Raw genomic sequence first — 17811 nt, 5'->3', positions numbered from 1 at the left:
ATGAAATTTAAGAAATACCTGGTTGTATTACCAGGTATTATATTGGCATTTGTTCTTTACACTTTATCTCAAGGTTTCAATAATATTCTTGGTATTGAGTTATTAGGTTATGAAAAAAGCCCAATATCTACTGCGATGATCGCTATTTTATTGGGGATGTTTTTCGGAAATGTTTTTCAAATTAGGGAAAGTTTTTTAAGAGGATTGGATTTTACACAAAAATATATTCTAAAACTGGGTATTATTTGCTTAGGTATTCAATTGAAACCATTTGAATTTTTAGAATTTGGAGCAATAGCAATTCCACTAATTATAATCTGCATCGTTAGTGTATTAGTAGTAATTAAACTTCTTATTAAAAAATTAAAAATACCTACAAGAATGGCTTACTTAATATCAATAGGCAGCACTGTCTGTGGTACTACTGCAATAATGGCTACTGCTCCTGTTATTGGAGCAAAAAAAAATGAAGTATCATATGCAATTGCTAATATTACTTTGTTTGGAATACTTTCAATGCTTATTTACCCTTATTTTGCTAACTTTTATTTTGAAAGTGAGCCTTTATTAATTGGGTTGTTTTTGGGAACCTCTATCCATGAAACCTCTCAAGTTGCAGCCGCAGGATTAATTTATGACCAGCAATTTAATAGTCCTGAAACTTTAAATATTGCAACAGTAACGAAATTAATAAGGAATACCTTTTTGATTATCATGATCCCTTTATTTGCATTTCTTTATAATCGAGGAAAAACCTCAGAAAAGAAATACTCAATAATAGATATTTTTCCTTACTTTGTATTAGGATTTGTAGCAATGATAATAATTAGAAATTTAGGTGATCTAATGTACTCAAATAATTATAAATGGTTGGTTACAATTGAGAGTATTCAATTGTCCTCAAAAATATTTTTAACAATGGCAATGGCAGCAATAGGGCTTTCAACTAACTTAAAAGAAATTAAAAATATGGGTTATAAACCATTTGTTGTTGGTTTTATAAGTATGGCAACTGTTGGTGTAGTTTGTATTACAACTATCGAATTATATCTAAATTATTTTAATTAAGATTTAACTAATAATTTTTTTCTAAAATTTGAAATAAATCGTCTTATAAAAGCAGCTCCAACACCTAAAATAATTGCAAACATAATTGTAAATAGTCCATAAAAGAAAGGCATCTCTTTAGAAAAATCAATTATAAATTGAGAAAAGAAATTTAAATCTGAACTAGTAGCTTTAGCAGTTTCATTTATAATTTTTTCTGCAAAAAATGTATCGTATGCTATTGCTATACCCACTATCAGTAATAAAATTGCTAATAAAGCTCTCAAACCAGAACTATCAATTCTTTCTCCTAATTTTTGCCCAACTTGAACTCCTATTATAGATCCTACAACCAGCATAAGAACTAGAAATAAATCTATAGATCCATAATTAAATGAATGAAGAAAAGTAACAACCACACTTACAAAAATTGTTACAAATAAAGATGTACCAGGAACTAATTTAGTAGGCATTTTAATTATATAAATCATTGCTGGAACTAAAATAAACGCACCTCCAATTCCCATAATAGCTGCAATAAATCCAACTAATAGACCAATTATAATTGGAGTAAAAATACTCTCATATAATTTTGATTTTGGAAATCTCATTCTTAATGGAAGACCATGTATCCAGTAATGAACATGTAATTTTTTTTTAACTACGACGTTTCTTTTTGCTTTATCTATTTCTCCCAAACTTTCAACAAGCATTAAAGTTCCGATTATTGCTAATATATACATGTAGGCCAGAGAGATAACTGTATCAATTTTTCCAATACCTTTGAAATAAGTAAAAGTGTAAATTCCTAAAGAAGTTCCAATTACACCTCCAATTACAATCATTGAACCCATTTTATAATCTAAAGTATTTTTTAAATAATGCGTGGTAGAACCAGAAACTGAAGTAGCTAAAATATTATTTGCTTCATTAGCAACAGCATATGCGGGAGGTATTCCTAAAAAAATTAGAAAAGGTGTCATCAAAAACCCGCCACCAACACCAAATAAACCTGAAAGCACACCTACTATTGCACTTAATAAAAGTATCTCGATAGGGTTAACAAAAACTTGAGCTATCGGTAAAAATACTTCCATAAAAAATTTAAAAGTTGTTAAAAAACAACTTAGTTAAAAGTGATAAAAGTTCCAACTAAAATCACTCCCCAATAAGCTGTTAAGCTTGCTATAATTCCTGCTTTAATAAATGTAGTTTTAAAATTTGAGAGTTTGTCTATAATTTTTACGTTAGAAAGTAACATTAAATCCGTCAATACACCCACAACGAAATTTGTCAAACAATTATTTCAAGCTAAGTAATTTTTTTTCTTAATAGATCGTGGCTCCGAAAACCTTAACCGCATCGTCTTCTACACCTAAGACCAACCTTCCAAGAAACTCTCCTGGGATCTCTTTATTTGTTTGTTTAATCAGAACAGTTATGTGATCACCTCTTCTAAGGCAACCGAAAGGTTCAAAAGTCTCTTTAAGATTAGTAATTAGCTTGTTATTAGCCCACTGTTTTCCAAGCTCTACTTCATTAGCGCCAAAAAGCATTTGCGTAGAGAAATCTCTAGTAAACCCCCCATAATCTTTGAGATTAGATGATTTAACTAAATTATCCCAAATAGGTTTGGCTAATTCATATATTTCATCATCTGATTTAGATAAAATATCCATTTGATTTAATTAAATTATTTACTAAGAAGCTTTTTTCTTCTCGTTCTCATCCACTATATGGTAGACAGGAACTTTCTCCATACTAAACTTACCAGTTTTAGGGTCACGTCTAGAAACTGTTAAACAATGCCAATTTTCATCATCAAGTTTCATATGATCACCTCTATAATAGTATCCTGGCCATCTAGTTTCTTCTCTAAATAAAGTATGTTCTGTTACACATTGAGAAGTCAAAGCTCTATGTTTTAACTCCCAAGCTCTCATAAGCTGGTGATAATCTTCAGCGCCAACATGCTCCAGGTCCTCTTGTAGCCAATCTAGCAACTCAAGTCCTCTTTTCAGCATATTACCATTAGTCATGTAATTTGAGGTAATTCCACCCACATATTCATCCATGATTTTCTGCAACCTTTGAAGACCTTGGATTGGAGATATATAGCTAGGAGAAACTGTTCCACCAGTAATCTCATTTCTAGCAACTGTGTAGTTTTCTAGTGGTTTATAAACTGCAGTTTTAAAGTCTTCACACTGTTTATCTGAAACTTTAACACCTTCTGCTTTTTTGTCTTCAATGTATTTAACAGCAGCTTTTGCAGCTAATCTACCTTCTGTAAAAGATCCAGATGAAAACTTATGGGCACTTCCACCTACTGTATCTCCTGCACCAAATAAACCATCAATAGTTAGCATTCTATTATAACCCCAGAAATATTCTGGTGGTGATAAATCTTCCGGGCCGCTCACCCATGCGCCGGAACAAGTAGCATGTGAACCCATTACATAAGGTTCAGATGTAGTTAATTCTGGATTTGTGTATTTTGGATCAATATTTTGAGATGCCCAAACAACAGCTTGCCCAACAGTCATTCCTAAGAAATTTTCCCAGCCTACTGTTTCTAAATGTGGATCTTGGAAAGCCTCAGTAGTTACCATATGAATTGGTCCACCGCCTGCGGCTACTTCTTGAATAAACGCATGGTTTCTCAAACAAGTTGGTGTTGGATGATGATCAATGTATTCTCCAACTAATTCTTTAGTTTGGTCATACCATTTTTTCTCATAGTTTTCGCCATTTGCATTTTGTGTGTATGTTTTTAAATGAAGGAAATATGCTCCAACTGGTCCATATCCATCTTTAAATCTACATAATACAATTCTGTTTTCCATTTGAGTCATCTTCGCGCCTGCTGCAATAGGTAATGCATATGCAGATCCGTTACTCCATGGAGCATACCAAGTTCTACCCATTCCTTCTCCAACTGCTCTTGGTTTAAAGATATGTGAAGCTCCTCCAGCAGCAACAATTACTGCTTTTGCTCTAAAAACATGGAAATCACCAGTTCTCATATTAAAGCCAACTGCTCCACCAATTCTGTTATCTTGAGACTCATCCATTAAAAGATGAGTAATCATTATTCTGTTATAAATTTTATCTGCAGATTTTTTTGCTGCTTCAGCAACAATCGGTTTATAACTTTCACCATGGATCATAATCTGCCATTTACCTTCTCTTAAGTATCTTCCAGTTTCTTCATTCTTCATCATAGGCAGACCCCATTCATCAAACATATGAACTGTAGAGTCTACATGACGAGCCATGTCATAACCTAAATCCTCTCTTACCATTCCCATTAAATCATTTCTTGCATATCTAACGTGATCTTCTGGTTGGTTTTCACCCCATTGCATTCCCATGTAGCAGTTAATTGCATAAAGTCCTTGAGCAACAGCTCCACTTCTATCAATGTTAGCTTTTTCAACACAAACAATTTTCATGTCTCTACCCCAGTGTCTTGCTTCAAAGGTAGCACCAGTTCCAGCCATACCTCCGCCTACAACTAATATATCGCAATCTTCGTAATGTGTTTTATGACTAGCCATTAATAGTAAACTCCTTTTTTGAACGACTCCTTAGGTACAGTTGGAAGCTCTCCATCTATATTTAACCCTTCTGGTTCAGTGTATAATCTTTGTGAATTTATCTCACCTTGATTAGGTTTGTCCCCATCAGCTAATTTAGGAATAAATTTTCCCCAAGGCTTAGTTGTGATTGGAGATACAAAGTTTTTTTCAGTTCCATTTCTAAATTTAATTTTCCAAGAGATTGTTCCTTTTTCTTCTTCCCTTCTTACTCTAACGCTATGTCCCATTGGAGCAAAATCTGCATATCCTCTAACATCAATAGCGTGGTTAGGACAAGCTTTGACACAAGAATAACATTCCCAACAAAAGTTAGGTTCAATATTTTTTGCACGTCTAATATTTTCATCAATGTGCATTATATCTGATGGGCAAATATCTACGCAATGACCACAGCCATCACATCTTGTCATATAAACAAATGTTGACATATTATTCTCTCTCCTTTTTTAATTTTATCATAATTAATAATGTTTAGGTTGTTCTCTTTTAATACCTAAACCAAATTGTTCAGGTGCATCTGCAGGTGGAGGTAAATTATCTCTAGAACCATCTGCTTCTGCTAAATTTTTTTGTATTGCTGCACCAGGTTTGTAAAACATATGTGCAAACTTAGACCAATAAACTCCTCCAAATAAAACTAGGTTTGAAACTATAAATAATACTAAAAATAAATTTGCATCCCATCTTCCCTCTAAATTTAAACTTTGAAGATATGACCAAATAAATCCAGTTAAGGAAGTTGCAATCAGAGCTAATACAAATAAATCTGCTTTAATAATTCTGTACCAAGGTTGAGCTTCAGAATAAACATCAACCCTTAAGAAGAACCAAAACCACGAACCACCTAAGATAGTCATTAAAGCACCTACATGCCAGATCATTGGCCAAATAGTTGGCGTTTCCGCATTTGCTGATGAATAACAAAATATCATCACAACAGACCCAATCCAAAACAATATAGTTCCATACATTCCTAGAAGGTGTGCTACTCTTCTTTTACCAGCACCTAGTTCTGATGTTGTACCAATGTCGTATGCAATTGTTTTTGAAACAACAGCTATTCTTTCACCAGTTGTTAATTCTTTAGTTGCATTTTTTTTTGCTTTTTTAGCATTTTCAAAAAAATACTTAACATTCTTTTTATGAATTATGTCTAAAAGAGTACCTGCAACAATCAATAAAATCATTAACACCACAAAACCTTGCATAACTACAGATGGAACTGTCTCGGCTAAAATTGAAAAAGGATTTGTTGCAAACATTTTGAATACCCTTGTAAAATAAAATTGAATTAATTTAAGGTTTTCTATTCTAGATATTTATAGAGTTCAACCAAAAGTATTGGTCAATTTGTCTTTAATAACAACTCAGGGTTTACGTTTGTAGTGTTGTTTATTGGGAATCACTGACCTAACACCACCCTGAGGATTGTCTACATCCCCTTCTCTTCTTGGAATTAAATGAATATGGCAATGCATAATTGATTGGCCTGCAGATTTTCCTGCATTTGTACCTAGATTAAAACCTTTAACACTAGAATCTTGTTTTAAAATTCTTTCTTTAGTTTTTAAAATTAACTCATTGCATGCCTGAATTTCCTCTTTGGTAAGATCAAAATATGTTTCTACATGTCTTTTAGGAACTATAAGACTATGAAGTTCTGAGACAGGATAGCTATCCTTAGATGAATAAGCTAATTGGTTTTCAAACTGGAGCTCTTCTTTTCTGATTTTGCAAAATATACAAGGGTTGTTTGGATCTTTCATATTTAAAAAAGAGAATTATATATTTTATTTAATTTATTGAAGCAATTACTCTTTCTTCTCCTCCATTTAAGGTCATTTATTTTTGAAACTGATGTTACTCCTTTGCCGGATCCGATAAGTATTATTTCATCATAATCATTAATTGATTTAATAGAAATATCTTTAAAATTAATTTTAATTTTCTTGCTTATGAATTTAAGTGTATTTCCAAAATAACAATTTTTTTTAGGTGAAAAAATCTTTCCATTTTTCACAAAAACTAAATTTGAAGTACCAGTTTCTAAAATTTTATCATTTGCGACTAGAGCAATATCAAATTTAGTTGAATCAACTTTGCTTAATTTTGCTAATATTTTTTTATAATAAAGATTTTTGTAATTTGGTTCTACACGTTTATATTTAAACAATAAGAGATTAAAATTACTTTTTGGTTTTGGTCTTTTTCTAATTGAGACTGATATCAGTTTTTTATTTAACGCTATACGAAATAAATTATCAGGACCTTTGTGTATAGTGTTTTTGTTAATTAAATATTTAATTATGTTTTTTAAATTTTTTTTTCTTATTCCATATTTTTTTGTAGATTTTATTAAGTTCTCTAAATGCGGTTTTAAAAGTATTAGCTTAGGAGGTTTTCCAACCATTCGCATTGTGGTGAATACACCTCTAGATCCCCAAAGGTCCTTGAAAGTGACTTCTTTAAGATTACTAAGCTGATAAGATTTTTTTAATAATAGTGTTGCCATTTTCTGTTAAAAAAGATTCTGGATGAAATTGAAATCCATATATTTTATTTTGATTATCCTCAAGTCCCATTGGTATTTTTGTTTTACTACATCTCATAGTTATTTTAATTGAATTCGATTTAAATGGCTCCATTAATTTTAATGAATGATATCTTCCAACTTTAAACTGTTGATTGTTTGTAAAAATTTTACTTTGATTATTTGTTTTTATTTTGGATTGAAAACCATGATAAATTTTTTTTTGCTGTATTATTTTGCCTCCTTCATTATGCAAAATCATTTGATAACCAAGACAAATGCCAATAATTTTTTTCCTTCCTTTATATTTTTTATAAATATTTGAAGTAGTAGGATAATCCTTTGGTGATCCAGGTCCTGGTGATAAAACGATCACATCACTTTTATCAAGTAATTTGTTATTTAACTCATAATAATTTGAACAAAAAACTTTATCAAATTTTGCAAATTGATGAACAACATTCCAAGTAAAAGAATCTTGATGATCTATAATGTAAATCATTTAAATAACTCCAATAAAGATTTTGCTTTAATATAATTTTCATTAAATTCTTTCTTAGGGGAACTATCTAATACTACTCCAGATGCAGCAGAGATCTCTGATTGATTTTTATAATTTAATATAGATCTAATTATAATATTAAACTTCATATCTTGATTAAATTTAATAAGTCCAAAACTTCCTGTAAAAATATTTCTACTTTCTTTTTCCTGATTATTTAAAAGTTCTAATGTTCTTATCTTAGGACAGCCAATTACAGATCCTCCCGGCATCATTGCCTTAATGATATCAATCAATTTTGTATTTTTGTTTAATATTCCACCAATTGAAGTCACATAATGAAAAAGGTGCTTGTATTCCTCTACATATTTTTTTTTGAGTATTTTGACACTTCCAGGTTTACAAATTTTGGATAAATCGCTTCTCTCCATATCAACTATCATGTTGTGTTCTTTAGTTTCCTTCTCGTTATTTTTAAAATATTTTAGAGCTATATTTTTATTGGATAGTAATTTTTTCTTAAATGTGCCCGCTATTGGTTTTGTTATAATTTTATTTTTTTTCTTATCAATTAATGTTTCAGGAGAGCAACTTACTATAGAGTAATCTTTATCTTTTATCATAAACGACTCGGGAGATGAGTTAACACGCATTAATTTCCAAAAAAAATTAATAGGATTTATTAATGATTTATTCTTATATTTTGTACAAATTTTAATTTGATAAGTCTCACCCTCTCTTATTTTTTTTGAAAATAATTCAAATATTTTTTTATATTTTGCATAAGAAATATTTATCTTAAAAGGACTTAGTATTTGAGTTTTGTTGAATTGATAATTGAATGTATGTTTTTTTATATTAGATATAACTTTAATATCTTTTCTAATTTTAATTATAGTCTCAGGTTTATAAAAAATTCCTTTATAAAAGTTTATCCTTTTTTTATTTTTTAAATTAATACCAATTAAATTACATAAAATTTCATAACCAAAAAAACCAAGATATAAATCTGTTTCTTTTTTGTATTTTTTTTTCTCTAACGATTTAAGAAAATTATGTATATTTTTTTTTGTTAAAACAATTTTTTTAGAAAAATCTGTATAAATATTATAGCCATCATCCACTTTATAAATGATTAAAGGTTTATCTGATTGATACAGATCCTCTAAATAAGGGTTAAATTTAAATTTATGCTGGCTGAGTTCTTTCAATTGCTTTCTCTACTATAGGTAAATGTATCAGACCTGCAAATAATGATAATGCGATAGATCCGTACCATGCATAGTCAAAATTTCCATTTAATTCATAAAATACACCACCTAGATATGCTCCTAGGAAAGAACCAATTTGATGGCTGACAAAAACTATTCCATATAAAAGTCCAACGTATTTTGTACCAAATATATGGGCAACAATTCCATTTGTTGGAGGAACTGTGGATAGCCATAAAAAACCAAAAGTAACTCCAAAAACTACAGAATTGAATATACTTGGTGGTAAGAAAATAAAATAGATAATTGAAACGCCTCTTAAAAGATATATTGCACTTAATATTTTTTTCTTACTATACCTTGTTGCTAAATAACCGCTTGTAATAGTACCAGCCATATTAAATACACCAATCAAAGCTAGAACCATTGCAGGTGTCCAGTCAGGCAAACCTTTATCTGCCATATAAGTAGGAATGTGTGTTGCCACAAGAGCAATATGCCAACCGCAAACAAAAAAGCCTAAAGTGAGATAAATAAAACTTTTATTTGCAAATGCTTCTTTTAGTGCTTCTTTAGCTGTTTGATTATTATCTTGATTAACTCCCACAGGTATTTTTGGAGTACTAACAAATAAGGATACTACCAATCCAACTCCTAAAAGAAGACAAAAATACAAAAGTGTATTTTCCCAACCTGTTTCAACTAAAGAATATCTTACAAGTAAAGGTGAAACAAAATATCCAAACGAACCTGCACATGTAACAATTCCTGTTGCAATAGTTCTATTAGATGCTGGAAAATGTTTAGCTACAACTGATACTGGAATACCTATTGCTGTTGAACCTAGCCCAATTCCAATCATTACTCCAATCGTTAAAGTAAAATAACCTCCGGTGTTAAAACCAGAATAAAAAAATAAAACTCCTACTAAATAAAAAACAAATCCAATAAAGATTGCAATTGCACCTCCATACTTATCAGTAATTATTCCAAATAAAGGACTAAATACTCCCCAGAGTAATAACTGCAATCCCATAACAAATCCAAAATGGGAAATGGAAATATCTAAGTCAGTGTTAAAATCAAAATAAAACAATCCAAAGGTCTGCCTTATTCCTAAAGAAATAATTACAACTATAGACGCAGCAATTAATGTTATTAACGCTTTCTTGCTAATAGTAAAATTTTCTGAGCTCATTTAATAAACTTTAGAGCTTTTTTTAAATCAGCTATTAGGTCTTTAGGATCTTCTAAACCAATATGTAATCTAACAAGATGCTCATCTTTTGCTAATTTTAAAAATTTTCTATCACCTGTCTCTCTATATTCTTGATGTAATGCTAAACTTTCAAAACCTCCCCAACTGTAGCCATACCCAAATAATTTTAATGAATTAACAAATTTTCTTACAGAATTTATATTTTTACATTTTATTTTTAAACCCATTAGCCCAGATGCTCCTGAGTAATATTTTTTCCACATTCTAAAATTGTAAGAATCTTTTTTATATGGATAGAGTAATTTTATATTTTTAAATTTAGATAAAAACTCTGCAACTTTTTTTGCGTTTTCTCTGTGTCTATCTAATCTAACATCTAAAGTCCTTAGACCTCTTGTAATTAAATAAGCATCATCAGGTCCTAATCTTAAACCTGTAATCCTCTCAGCAGCTTTAACTTTTGGAAATACTTTTTTATTAACAGCTAATGAACCACCCATTACATCCGAATGACCTGAATAATATTTTGTTGCAGACACGATTGACATATCAAAGCCTAATTTGATAGGTTTTAAAAAGTAAGGGGTTCCCCAAGTGTTGTCTATCGCTGTTAATACTTTGTTTTTTTTTGCAATTGATAGAATTTTTCCAATATCTTGAAAATCAAAAGAGTTGCTACCTGGATTCTCAACAAAAATTAACTTTGTTTTTTTTGTAATACTTTTTTCTAATGTTTTTAAATCATGTGGATTATAAAAGGAAGTTTTGATATTAAATTCTTTTAAAAAATTTTCAGTTAATAATCTTGTTGGACTATAAACAGGATCTGCAGCAATAATTTCATCTCCAGGTCTTGTTACACTGAATATGGCTAAGAAGACTGCACCAAAACCTGTTGGTGTAGTGAAAACATGATAACTTTCTTCAAGCTTTGTTAAAATTTTTTGTAATATATAAGTAGTCGATGTTCCTTGCCTACCATAATCATAGTGTCCACCTGTTGGGTTCTTAATTGCTTTAGCCTGAGTTTTTCTAATATCTTTCATTGACTTAAAGATAATTGTAGAAGCTCTTACTACTGGAGGGTTTACTGACTGATTGTGAAAATCTTTAGCAGTATGTTTAAGGAATGTTTTGAAAGAATTACCCATAAAAAATTTGATATGTTAATAAGACAATGCTATATCCCAAGAAAAACGTCAATATAATTAAAATAGGACTAAATGAGTTACCCAAAAAAACATAGAGGCCGAAGAAAACAAGGGTCTAAAAAAAGAAGAGCTAAAAGAAAAAATAAGAAGAAATAATTCTTCTGCTATTCTTTAATCCAACCACCACCAAGTACTTTATGGCCAAACTGGTCTTTACGATAAAAGACACATGCCTGACCAGGTGAAATTCCATCTTCTGGAAGTGCTAAATTAACTTTAGCATTATTATTATCTATAAGATCAACTTTAGCCTCTAATAGACTTCCGGTAGATCTAACTTTAACAAACAACTTTTGATCTAAATCCTCTTTGTTAGTTAATAAATTTATTTCCTTTAAAGAAATTGTTTTTTTTCCAAGTTTTTCTTTAGGTCCAACTATTATTTCATTTTTATCAGAATTAATCTTTAATACATATAGAGCTTCTTTATCAGAAACTTTAATTCCTTTTCTTTGTCCAATTGTAAAATTAATAATTCCATCATGAACACCAATTACCTCACCATCTAAATTTTTTATATTTCCTTTCTGAAAAGAGTCTGGTCTAAACTTTTGTATTACTGAAGCATAATCGCCATTCGGAACAAAACAGATGTCTTGACTATCAGGTTTGTCAGCAACATTTAAATCTAAATTTTTTGCAATTTCTCTGGTTTTGTCTTTTAGCATTCCACCTAATGGAAATCTTAAATAATCTAATTGTTCTCTTGTTGTATTAAATAAAAAATAACTTTGATCTCTATTTTCATCTATGGCTCTATACATGTTGGTAGTTTTATTTTCGGTAATACTTTTAACATAATGACCAGTAACTAAAGCATCAGCTTTGAGTTCTTTTGAAACTTCAAATAAATCTTTAAATTTCACAGTTTGATTACACTGAACACATGGAATTGGAGTTTCGCCCTTTAAATAACTCTCAACAAAATTATCTATAACACCTTGTTTAAACTTATCTTGGTAATATAAAATTTTATGCTCTATACCTAATTTATGTGCAACACGTTTGGCGTCCATTATATCTTGACCTGAACAACATTGTTTTGATGCTGCTACTTCTTTACCATCGTCATAAAGTTTTAAAGTTATTCCAATTACATTATATCCTTCCTTTTTCATAATGCCTGCTACAGTGGAAGAATCTACTCCACCCGACATTGCAACAACTACGGTAGTATCTGAAGGTTTTTTATCTAAACCAATAGAATTTAAATCTTTATTCATAAGGTGGTATTTATACTCATTTACAATATAAGTTAAATTAAATGATTTTAGATTATGAACCAGGTGACAAAGTCACTAATCCTCAAAAAAAAGAATGGGGAATTGGGCAAGTACAATCTATAATTAACGACAAAGTAACAGTTAATTTTGAAAATGCTGGAAAAAAAGTAATTAACGCAAAAAATGTTGAGTTAAAAAAACTTGGAAAATGAAGTTGAACTTAAAAGAGATTGTTGAAAATTTAATTGATAATTTTTTAGAAGCAGGAGATTTAGCTATTCAATTAAGAGAAAAAGGTTTGGTAAAAAAAATAAAATCGGACAATACACCAGTAAGTAATGGTGATTTGGAAGTAAACAAATTTATATCAAAAAAAATTTCTGAGATTACTCCTAATTTACCTATCATTTCAGAGGAAACCTCTGAAAATAAAGATAACCTAAATTTAAAAGATTTCTGGCTTGTTGACCCTATTGATGGAACTTATGATTATATTAATAATTTAGAAGAATTTACCATTAACGCTGGTTTAATCATAAACAACAAGCCTGTTGCAGGATTAATAAATGCTCCTGCAAAAAAAAGAATGTTTTATTCATATGAAAAAGGTAATGCTTTTGAGCTGAGCAACGGTAAAAAAACAAACTTAAGCAATTCACCTGCTAAGAAAACAGAAAATTTAAAATTTATTTCATACTCAACTAAAATAAAGCCTGAAATTCAAAAAATTTATGATGATTTGGGAGTAAAAGAAAATACTAGAATGAAAAGTTCTTTGAAATTCTGTGTCGTTGCTGCTGGCGAATATGATGGTTATGTTGCTGAACCTAGGGCATATGAATGGGATATAGCAGCTGGTCATGCAATTTTAGAACATTCAGGTGGAACTGTAACTGATTTTGAGGGAAATGAAATTTTGTACGGTAAAAAAGATTTAAAAAATCCAAGTATAATTTTAAAAAATAAAAATATTTTATAATGGATGAACAATTAAGAATAATATTAATAATTATTGTTTCAGTATCAATTTTTGGGTTGTTAGTGTTTGTTTTCGTAAAAAATTATATAAGAAATAAAATAAATGAACTTGTAAAAGAAGAAAAAGATAAAAAGTTAAAGTAGATTTATTATTTTTAAATATTCATCTTTTTCTATATCCATTACTTTTTTTGATGTTTCAAAATCAAAACCATTTCTTGCAAGTAGAGATATATCTTTTTTATAAAATAAAGTTCTATTATCCTCTGCTCTAGCTGGGCCAATTCTTTTCTTTTTACATAATTTTATTGCTGAAAAAAAATCTTGATCAGAATTGTCTTCCTTTATTTTTTCAACTGTATCCTTAATAAATGTTTCGTTAATTCCTTTTCCAATTAAATAATTTCTAATCTTATTAATTGAGTTTCCTCTTTGGATCATACTTTTGGCTTTACTTTCAGAATAAAATTGATCATTTATAAATCTGTTTTTTTCTAGATCGGACAAAACAATATCAATCAGTTTATTTACATCTTTTTTTCTTACATCAGACGCTGATAGTTTCATGTATTTTTTTAATAAATAAGTTTTAAGTTGCTGTTTTGAAGGAGCATACTTTTCAACGTAAGCAAAGGCAAAATTACGCATCTCATCGACAGTTACTTGAAGTGTTTTTTTTCTATTTCTTATAGGAATCATTGTTAGATTTAATATAATATATCTAAATGATTGAACAAATTTATACTTATTTCACAATTGAGACACTTTATATGTGGATCAATCTTGGTGTTCTACCTTTTTGGTTTATCTTAATAGTGTTTCCTCAATCACATTTAAGTAGAATTTTTGTAACATCAATTTTTCCTTTTTTCATATTAAGTAGTGTGTATATCTTCGTTTTATATAAATCCTATTTAATTGGTTACGATTTTGATGGAAATTTCTCTCTTTACCTAGGTCTTAGCGAGCTATCTAGATTGTTTGAAGACCATTTGTACATAATGATATTTTGGACTCATTTCATAGCAATAAACTTATTTATTGGTGGCTGGATTGTTAAAGATTCTCAAAAGTTTGCTATAAACAAAGTTTTGATGGCTGTGCCATTAATTGTGACTTATTTAATTGGTCCTATAGGTTTATTTTTATATTGGATAATTAGAATTTTTTACGCAAAAAGAATTAGTTTATATGAGTAATCATATAGATTTTTATTTCGATATAATTAGCCCCTATGCATACATCGCGCACAAAAAAATTCTTAAACATAAAAATATCATATTTAATTACAAACCAATTTATTTAGGAGGTCTTCATAAGTTAGCTGGAATTGATTCTCCTGCATTTAATAAATATAAATTAAAAAATAATATTAATGATTGCAACTTGGTATCTGAAAAAAACAATATTGAATTCAAATGGAATTCAAATTTTCCAATAAATTCTTTAAATATAATGAGGGGATATATTAGTGTTAGTAAGGATAAGCAAAACGATTACTTGAATTGTTTTTTTGATGCTTATTGGAAAGATGATTATGACTTATCAAATGTTGAGAATATGTCTAAATTAATAAGAGATTTAAATATTGATAACGAAGAATTTTTTCAATCTATAAAAGAACAATCGGTTAAAGATAAATTAATTAAATTAACTACTGATGCTTTTGAAAAAGAAGTTTTTGGAACTCCAACCTTTATAGTTAATAATAAAATTTTTTGGGGACAAGATAGACTTGAATATGCTTTAGAAGAATTTAGTGCTAATTAAATTATTTTAAATTTGCTACTAGCTATAGAACCAAACCCACCATCAATGTGTGATACTTTTTGATAACCCATATCTTTTAAAGATTTTACCGCTAAAGCTGATCTTACGCCTCCTGCACAAAATAAAACAAATTCTTTATTTTGGTCTAATTGTCCATTTTGGAATATAGGGCTATTAGGATCTAAATATACTTCAAGCATACCTCTTGGAATGTGACTTGCACCTTCAACACTACCTGTGTTTTCTAGCTCATTACTTTCTCTTATATCGATTAGATTACAATTTTTATCTTGTACCATTTGATAAGCTTCATCTGCATTAATTGTTTTAATCTCTTTTAAAGTTTCACTAACTAGAGTTTGTAATGATTTAATGACCATAATATTATAAAACCTATAACACATTATGAAAAAATTTTTTATCAAAATCTGTAAGTTGTTAGGATACGAAATTTTAGATCAAAATAATTTTTCGTCCCCAACATTAGGAAAGGAATTAAATGAAGAACTATCGATTTTGAATGAAAAATCTATAGTTTTACCTTTGGGTGAAGTCAAAATTACAAAAAAAGTAAATTCAATACTAATTGTTCTAAGGATGAATACAGATATTCAGATTTGGGATCAAAATAGAAGAAGGTTATTTGAGTATCCAAAAATTGAATATACTAAAAGATCATTAAATTCGCTTATAAGATCAATTAATTTTTTAAAAAATAAACACCCCACCATTAATATTAAAACAATAATTGTTGATGATAATTCAAGTACTGAAAACCTAAATATAATAAAAAAAATAATTGATGGAAATAATATAGAGATAATTAATTTAGATTACTCAAAATATAAAAAGGAAATATCAGAACAAAAAAACAAAGAAACTTTTGCAAACCTTGCAAGTTTACTTCAAAGTTTTGAGATTGGAAAAGATACTGGTGAAGATTTAATTTACTTTATTGAGGATGATTATTTACATTTTGAACCAATGTTGGAGGAAATGGTGGCTTCTTATGAAAGAATTGCATCACAAATAAATAAGGATATTTTTATGTGTCCATCTGATTATCCTTATCTTTACATGAATAATGAAAAAACAAATGTTTTGATTGGAAATAAACGTCATTGGAGAACTGTAGATAAAACTCTATGCACCTTCCTGACAACTAAAAACTTATTAAATAAATATTGGGATAACTTTTATAAGAATTGTTTAGATAGACACGATCCATTTGAAAAATATTTAAATGAAATATATTCAAAAGAAATTTGTATTTCTCCATTAAAAAGTTTATCACTACATCTAACAAATATTAATTCAAGTTACGGCTTGTCACCATTAATTGATTACAAAAAACTTTGGGAGGAGAACGAAATACATGATTAAAGAAAATACAAAAGCACCAATTTTTAAATTACCATCTACAAATAAAAAAGAATACTCTCTAAAAGATTCAATAGGAAATTATGTAATTATTTATTTTTATCCTAAAGATGACACTCCAGGGTGTACAATTGAAACCAATGATTTTAATAAGCTGCTTCCGAAATTTAAAAAGTTGAATTGTGAAATTTTGGGAATTTCTAAAGATAGTTTAAAAAGTCATGACAAATTCAGAGATAAATACAAAATCAAATTTGATCTATTGGCTGATGAAGAAATAAAAGTTTTAAAAAAATACAAAGTTTGGGCTAAAAAAAAATTCATGGGACGGGAGTTTATGGGGATAGTTAGAACTACTTTTTTAATCGATAAAAAAGGTAATATAATCAAAATTTGGAATAATGTTAAAGTAAAAGACCACGCTAAAGAAGTATTGGAAACTCTTCAAAATATTGTTAAAAAATAAAAAAGGCCCCTTATTTCTAAGGAGCCTTTAATATATATAGAGAGATATTTTAGTCTCTTATTGCGTAAGCTTTAACTCCAACTTCCGCAACATCAGTTCCAAGTTTTTCAGCTTGAGCACTAATTCTAAGACCAATAGTTTGTTTAAGAACTCTAAAAGTAATGTAAGAAAGTATGAAGCTGAACAAACATACAGCAATTACACCAGTTAATTGAGTTCCAAAATTTGTATCTGGGTTACTTATTGGAACAACTAAAGTTCCAAATATACCTGCAAACATATGTACAGGGATTGCACCTACTACATCATCGATTTTTTTACTTTCTAAAAATTTTGTACCAAAGTACATAATCAATGATCCAATAGCTCCAATTACAATTGCTAATACAGGACTTGGGGTTAAAGGTTCAGCTGTGATTGCAACTAATCCAGCTAATGCACCATTTAACATCATAACGATATCAGTTTTTCCACCAAGCAATCTTGTTACAACTGCTGCAGCAACTGTACCAGCGGCACCTGCTAAATGAGTGTTGACTGCAATTTTACTAATTGCATTAACATCATCAAAAGTTCCCATAGCTAATTGGCTAAAGCCATTAAAACCAAACCAACCAAACCAAAGTAAAAATGTTCCAAGTGTTACTAATGGAATTGAAGATGCAGCAAACG

Annotated in this window: 23 protein-coding genes and 1 pseudogene; 8 read left to right on the top strand and 16 right to left on the bottom strand. The window is 29.3% G+C overall.

The window, feature by feature from the left end:
* Positions 1–1068, top strand: a complete 1068-nt coding sequence (locus tag AMN88_RS01830) for a YeiH family protein (protein ID WP_075536163.1) — start codon at positions 1–3, stop codon at positions 1066–1068.
* Here AMN88_RS01830 and AMN88_RS01825 read toward each other — a convergent pair.
* The 13 genes from AMN88_RS01825 to mnmA all read right to left on the bottom strand — a co-directional run bounded on the left by AMN88_RS01825 (position 1065) and on the right by mnmA (position 12545).
* Positions 1065–2144, bottom strand: coding sequence for a sulfite exporter TauE/SafE family protein (locus AMN88_RS01825; RefSeq protein WP_075536162.1), 1080 nt, complete (start codon positions 2142–2144; stop codon positions 1065–1067). The genes AMN88_RS01830 and AMN88_RS01825 overlap by 4 nt on opposite strands.
* Positions 2145–2173: 29 nt before the next feature.
* Positions 2174–2308, bottom strand: a complete 135-nt coding sequence (locus tag AMN88_RS04635) for a hypothetical protein (RefSeq protein ID WP_256997774.1) — start codon at positions 2306–2308, stop codon at positions 2174–2176.
* A 67-nt stretch (positions 2309–2375) separates the two neighbouring features.
* Positions 2376–2726 (bottom strand): hypothetical protein, encoded by a 351-nt coding sequence (locus tag AMN88_RS01820; RefSeq protein ID WP_075504798.1) that lies wholly within the window; start codon positions 2724–2726, stop codon positions 2376–2378.
* 21 nt (positions 2727–2747) lie between these two features.
* Positions 2748–4607 (bottom strand): adenylyl-sulfate reductase subunit alpha, encoded by a 1860-nt coding sequence (gene aprA / locus AMN88_RS01815; protein WP_075504797.1) that lies wholly within the window; start codon positions 4605–4607, stop codon positions 2748–2750.
* Positions 4607–5077, bottom strand: coding sequence for an adenylyl-sulfate reductase subunit beta (aprB, locus tag AMN88_RS01810; RefSeq protein ID WP_023853969.1), 471 nt, complete (start codon positions 5075–5077; stop codon positions 4607–4609). Before aprB ends, aprA begins: the two co-directional genes overlap by 1 nt.
* Before the next feature lie 33 nt (positions 5078–5110).
* Positions 5111–5911: an adenylyl-sulfate reductase gene (locus tag AMN88_RS01805; protein WP_075536161.1), complete on the bottom strand. Its 801-nt coding sequence runs from the start codon at positions 5909–5911 to the stop codon at positions 5111–5113.
* A gap of 105 nt (positions 5912–6016) precedes the next feature.
* Positions 6017–6415, bottom strand: a complete 399-nt coding sequence (locus AMN88_RS01800) for an HIT family protein (protein WP_075504795.1) — start codon at positions 6413–6415, stop codon at positions 6017–6019.
* 2 nt (positions 6416–6417) lie between these two features.
* Positions 6418–7161: an aminotransferase class IV gene (locus AMN88_RS01795; protein WP_075536160.1), complete on the bottom strand. Its 744-nt coding sequence runs from the start codon at positions 7159–7161 to the stop codon at positions 6418–6420.
* A complete protein-coding gene (locus AMN88_RS01790; RefSeq protein WP_075536159.1) occupies positions 7124–7681 on the bottom strand; it encodes an aminodeoxychorismate/anthranilate synthase component II in 558 nt (185 codons plus the stop codon). Before AMN88_RS01790 ends, AMN88_RS01795 begins: the two co-directional genes overlap by 38 nt.
* A complete protein-coding gene (locus tag AMN88_RS01785; RefSeq protein ID WP_075536158.1) occupies positions 7678–8892 on the bottom strand; it encodes a chorismate-binding protein in 1215 nt (404 codons plus the stop codon). Before AMN88_RS01785 ends, AMN88_RS01790 begins: the two co-directional genes overlap by 4 nt.
* Positions 8870–10090, bottom strand: a complete 1221-nt coding sequence (locus tag AMN88_RS01780; RefSeq protein ID WP_075536157.1) for an MFS transporter — start codon at positions 10088–10090, stop codon at positions 8870–8872. The genes AMN88_RS01785 and AMN88_RS01780 overlap by 23 nt, the downstream gene beginning before the upstream one ends.
* Complete coding sequence (locus AMN88_RS01775) at positions 10087–11262, bottom strand: trans-sulfuration enzyme family protein (RefSeq protein WP_075536156.1); 1176 nt, start codon at positions 11260–11262, stop codon at positions 10087–10089. Before AMN88_RS01775 ends, AMN88_RS01780 begins: the two co-directional genes overlap by 4 nt.
* A gap of 164 nt (positions 11263–11426) precedes the next feature.
* Positions 11427–12545, bottom strand: coding sequence for a tRNA 2-thiouridine(34) synthase MnmA (gene mnmA / locus AMN88_RS01770; protein WP_075536155.1), 1119 nt, complete (start codon positions 12543–12545; stop codon positions 11427–11429).
* Positions 12546–12586: 41 nt separating this feature from the next.
* Here mnmA and AMN88_RS01765 point away from each other — a divergent pair, with 41 nt between their 5' ends.
* From AMN88_RS01765 to AMN88_RS04555, 3 genes are read left to right on the top strand one after another with little or no spacing between them, the layout of a single operon-like run.
* Entirely contained in the window at positions 12587–12757 is a 171-nt protein-coding gene (locus AMN88_RS01765; RefSeq protein ID WP_075484623.1) for a DUF3553 domain-containing protein, read from the top strand.
* A complete protein-coding gene (locus AMN88_RS01760) occupies positions 12754–13524 on the top strand; it encodes a 3'(2'),5'-bisphosphate nucleotidase CysQ family protein (protein ID WP_075536154.1) in 771 nt (256 codons plus the stop codon). The genes AMN88_RS01765 and AMN88_RS01760 overlap by 4 nt, the downstream gene beginning before the upstream one ends.
* Positions 13524–13667, top strand: a complete 144-nt coding sequence (locus AMN88_RS04555) for a hypothetical protein (RefSeq protein ID WP_179850091.1) — start codon at positions 13524–13526, stop codon at positions 13665–13667. Before AMN88_RS01760 ends, AMN88_RS04555 begins: the two co-directional genes overlap by 1 nt.
* On the opposite strand, the gene AMN88_RS01755 is transcribed toward AMN88_RS04555, so the two are convergent.
* Entirely contained in the window at positions 13659–14222 is a 564-nt protein-coding gene (locus AMN88_RS01755) for a regulatory protein RecX (protein ID WP_075504786.1), read from the bottom strand. The genes AMN88_RS04555 and AMN88_RS01755 overlap by 9 nt on opposite strands.
* Positions 14223–14248: 26 nt before the next feature.
* Here AMN88_RS01755 and AMN88_RS01750 point away from each other — a divergent pair, with 26 nt between their 5' ends.
* Positions 14249–14722 carry an ABA4-like family protein gene (locus AMN88_RS01750; protein WP_075536153.1) on the top strand — a complete coding sequence of 158 codons (474 nt, stop codon included), beginning with the start codon at positions 14249–14251 and terminating at the stop codon, positions 14720–14722.
* The gene (locus AMN88_RS01745; RefSeq protein ID WP_075536152.1) at positions 14715–15293 is read left to right on the top strand and encodes a 2-hydroxychromene-2-carboxylate isomerase; all 579 of its coding nucleotides are present in this window, start codon (positions 14715–14717) and stop codon (positions 15291–15293) included. The genes AMN88_RS01750 and AMN88_RS01745 overlap by 8 nt, the downstream gene beginning before the upstream one ends.
* Here the strand turns inward: AMN88_RS01745 and AMN88_RS01740 are convergent.
* A complete protein-coding gene (locus AMN88_RS01740) occupies positions 15290–15673 on the bottom strand; it encodes a rhodanese-like domain-containing protein (RefSeq protein ID WP_075536172.1) in 384 nt (127 codons plus the stop codon). The genes AMN88_RS01745 and AMN88_RS01740 overlap by 4 nt on opposite strands.
* 25 nt (positions 15674–15698) lie before the next feature.
* On the opposite strand from AMN88_RS01740, the gene AMN88_RS01735 reads away from it, so the two are divergent.
* Entirely contained in the window at positions 15699–16676 is a 978-nt protein-coding gene (locus AMN88_RS01735) for a glycosyltransferase group 2 (protein ID WP_075536151.1), read from the top strand.
* Positions 16669–17139: a thioredoxin-dependent thiol peroxidase gene (gene bcp / locus AMN88_RS01730; RefSeq protein ID WP_075536150.1), complete on the top strand. Its 471-nt coding sequence runs from the start codon at positions 16669–16671 to the stop codon at positions 17137–17139. Before AMN88_RS01735 ends, bcp begins: the two co-directional genes overlap by 8 nt.
* Positions 17140–17188: 49 nt before the next feature.
* Here bcp and AMN88_RS01725 read toward each other — a convergent pair.
* Positions 17189–17811: pseudogene (locus AMN88_RS01725) on the bottom strand (ammonium transporter); the annotation flags it as partial.

This window comes from Candidatus Pelagibacter communis (assembly GCF_001180165.1).
Taxonomy (GTDB): Bacteria; Pseudomonadota; Alphaproteobacteria; order Pelagibacterales; family Pelagibacteraceae; genus Pelagibacter; species Pelagibacter ubique_P.
The sequence above is the reverse complement of the archived record's forward strand: the minus strand, read 5'-3'. Positions and strand labels throughout refer to the sequence as shown.